Source organism: Pseudomonas sp. YuFO8 (assembly GCF_035065025.1).
In the GTDB taxonomy this organism is placed as follows: domain Bacteria; phylum Pseudomonadota; class Gammaproteobacteria; order Pseudomonadales; family Pseudomonadaceae; genus Aquipseudomonas; species Aquipseudomonas putida_AE.
This window is the reverse complement of the sequence record NZ_JAXDEQ010000089.1, coordinates 1-3,184: the sequence shown is the minus strand read 5'-3', so window position 1 is coordinate 3,184 and position 3,184 is coordinate 1. Positions and strand designations below refer to the sequence as shown.

Sequence of the window (3,184 nt, the reverse complement as noted above, 5' to 3'; positions counted from 1 at the left end):
CAACCTTGCGCAGTTCCTTGAACTTCTTCCAGTCGCTTTCGAGGATGGACATGAGCATCACCCTTACGGGGGATCATTGACGAAGTAAAACTCATTCTTGCCAGAAAATCTGCCGCATTCAGGTCATCACCGTTCGTCAGGGCGACCGGGCGCCAAAACACCGGTTGAGAGGCCAGGCTTTCTAGATGTTATTACCTAAGGCCAAAAATTTTCCCAATGCACCACACCAAGAATAATGCTCCCAAAAGGAATGTTAGGCTCCGCCACAAAATAACCAGCTTGCACTTGATTGGCGCTGAAAGATTCTCTATGTCTTCAGCACTGATGGTACCGTTTTCGATACCTCTACGTGGTGACGAGACGTAATGGGCAATATTGCCGATCATCCTCAACCGCCCCGATGGCCCTGCGTGTCGCCAGAAGGCCAGAACGGTAATTGCCGGGCTGTTTTTCAGGTGCCCAAAGAGAACATCCATCTTGGTATAGGCCATATGAAGTGCTACTACGAGCCAGATGAAGATCAGTAGGAGGATTACGCCACCGAGAGCACCGAATATCATCGATGCTTTACTCATCTAGTTGCTTCATAGATAAGGTCACCAATCCACTCGCCAATCCCACTGCCTATTGCTCCCCCAACCAAGGCCCCTGTTGCTACCGATACTGCGGTGCATATCCCGGCCCCCAAACCACCATTAGTTGCTCCGAGTGCAATGCAGAGCCTGCCGGTTGTCTCAACTGACAACTTTGCACCAACGGCGGCACCGCCTATGATTCCGCCAGCAAAGCTGCCTGCCTCGGTGAATCTAACACGCTCGCAAGCTTCGGTATTTGCCGCCGTACACACATCCTGCACCTTCATGGCAGATGCTCCTCCCCAATGGCAGTACCCAGCCAACCGCCGTATTTGACGTATTTAGAAGCCTTTGCCACACCTTCAAGATGGGTGGCATGACCCGGCATTTGCCCCGGCGCCCCAACTTTGTCCCAGTGATGCACCAGGCTACGACTGGAAATGCCAAGGGCCGTCTTCAGTTTTGGATGATCGACCAAGGTCTCCCGCCCCTTTTAATTGCACCTGTTTCAAATTGTTTCTTTACGTTTTGCCACAATTTTTTACAGCCAATTAGGACTCCTGACTTTAACACTCTGATTAGCAATTCCAACGATGCGAATGACCCGAAAATACTCCATTGCAACGCTATGAGTTTCCTTTTGAGTGGGCGAGGGAAATTTTCAAAATCGTCAGCACTAAGGATGCCGTGCTTTATGTAAAAACTGGGCAATGTAAGAACTCCACAAGCGCTGCCCACCAACTGAAGCCTGCCCCAAGAACCTGTATGCATACGTACGATATTAGTAAAGCTTGAAGAGCTATTCTGGAAACACTCCAACAACAACTCACATTTCGTATAGCCAACGTACAGTGTCCATACATCACCGATAATTAGACTGGTGAGTGGAATGCCGCACAAGCTGCCAACAAGCATTTCTGCAGTAGTCATTACGTAATTTGGTACACGACTTCGCCCCCCAATCCCCCCAACACTCCACAGACAACACCACCTATTGCTGTAGAGACTGGCATATCCCTAAAGCTACTTATATTTTACCAGTAAGCATGCAATCACCAACCAAATTGCACCACCAACCAGTATCACCGCATCAAGCTGCAGAAGTCGTTTGAGATTTGGAGGGAAGTTTTCAATATCGACCGGGTCTAGTTCACCGATGCGGATTGACGTTTTTGGCATCAATACCACTCCAGTAATTTTTGTTACCAAGACAAAGCACCCAAACCAACCATGATTCCGCAGTCCTGCCCCCCAAATATTGATACAGCGACTGTTTTTCAACGCCGCCATCATGGCATCCAGGTGACGCCCCAAGTATAGGCCGTACGCAAAACTTATAAATCCCAGCAGTATTGGCCCGCCAGTGATAATCAGGACCGCCCAGGCAGGCCAACTGCTCATCATGGCTGCATGGTCTCATACAGTACTTCGCCGAATACTTCCCCAATTTCACCACCATCGGTTGTACCCGCCCAAGCCCCAACTCCTACCAATGTGGCGACGCAGACAACCCCTCCAATACCTGTAGTAGCTCCAAGTACCAAGCAGATCGGACCACTGCTAGCTAGGCCTATCCGTGCGCCAAGAATGCCACCACCGGTGGACCCGACAAATTTCCCCCCTTCAGTAAACTTAACCCTCTCGCATGCAGCTCCAGAATCCCCAACACAAACCTCCTGAATAGCCAGTAGCGAAGAAACCCCGCCAATACCAATGCCAATGTAACCACCGGTGCTCATGTACTTGGCAGCCCGACTGATCGCATTCACATGGGTGGCATAACCCGGTATCTGCCCCGGCGCCCCAGCTTTGTCCCAGTGATGCACCAGGCTACGACTGGAAATGCCAAGTGCAGTCTTCAATTTCGGATGATCGCCCAAGGTCGTCTGGCCGCGCAGGCGGGAGGAATTCAGCAGGTGGGCATCCAGCTGAGCGAGCAGGCGCTTACGCTCGGCAACAAACCGCTTCGATCTCAGGTTGCCATGCTGGCGATAGGTTTCCTGATGAAGGCGTTCTATGTCCTGGAGGGTGTCGCGTAGTCGAATCAGGTGCTTCTCCATTACCGCCGCGCTGACGCCGAGAACGATCGAAGTATCGCCGGTAAAACTGGCGATTTCGGCACCGTGGCGAAACATGAACTCCGCTTCTTCGGGCGTCAGGGGGTCGAGCGCTGCCTTGACCTGTTGTGCGGCCTGCATCAGCTGGGCTTCCTGATAGGTGCAGGAACTGTTGTTCGGATCGCTCAGCACGATCATCGAACCGGCTTTGAGATCGCTTCGACCAGGGTTGAGCGCCTGGAACTTGCTCAGGGTGTCGTGTTGGCGCGAGGGGAAAAGCGTGGCCTCCAGTTGTTCGCGGGTCATGCTGTTGGGGACAACGTAGAAGCCGGGGTCCGGCAGATCTGCTCTGTTGAATGCGGTTGGAGCCGGATGACTTGAAGGGGCGATCCGGATTGACGTGGCGCTGCCGGATTGCCGGCGAGAGGTGGGTTCGGTTGCGCCGCAGCCCTTGTGGTCTGGGGCGCAGCACTGCTACGCGACTCATAAGTGGCAGTAAAAACCGACGGGATCAACCTGGCTCTGCACGGGCAGGTGCTGTAGCTGTCCAGC

Annotated in this window: 3 protein-coding genes; all 3 read right to left on the bottom strand. The window is 52.8% G+C overall.

Annotated features, from left to right (window positions below; all coding sequences use genetic code 11):
• Positions 1 to 191: 191 nt before the first annotated feature.
• On the bottom strand, positions 192 to 575 hold the full coding sequence (locus SOP95_RS31380; protein WP_323609501.1) for a hypothetical protein: 384 nt from the start codon (positions 573 to 575) through the stop codon (positions 192 to 194).
• 1,023 nt (positions 576 to 1,598) lie between these two features.
• Positions 1,599 to 1,865 (bottom strand): hypothetical protein, encoded by a 267-nt coding sequence (locus tag SOP95_RS31375; protein ID WP_323609500.1) that lies wholly within the window; start codon positions 1,863 to 1,865, stop codon positions 1,599 to 1,601.
• 110 nt (positions 1,866 to 1,975) lie between these two features.
• Positions 1,976 to 2,938: a hypothetical protein gene (locus tag SOP95_RS31370; RefSeq protein ID WP_274078142.1), complete on the bottom strand. Its 963-nt coding sequence runs from the start codon at positions 2,936 to 2,938 to the stop codon at positions 1,976 to 1,978.
• Positions 2,939 to 3,184: the final 246 nt, after the last annotated feature.

Bases quoted from the DNA above. Each gene is read 5' to 3' on its own strand.
- SOP95_RS31380 (WP_323609501.1), bottom strand. From the start codon at position 575: ATGAGTAAAGCATCGATGATATTCGGTGCTCTCGGTGGCGTAATCCTC.
- SOP95_RS31375 (WP_323609500.1), bottom strand. From the start codon at position 1,865: ATGGCGGCGTTGAAAAACAGTCGCTGTATCAATATTTGGGGGGCAGGA.
- SOP95_RS31370 (WP_274078142.1), bottom strand. From the start codon at position 2,938: ATGACCCGCGAACAACTGGAGGCCACGCTTTTCCCCTCGCGCCAACAC.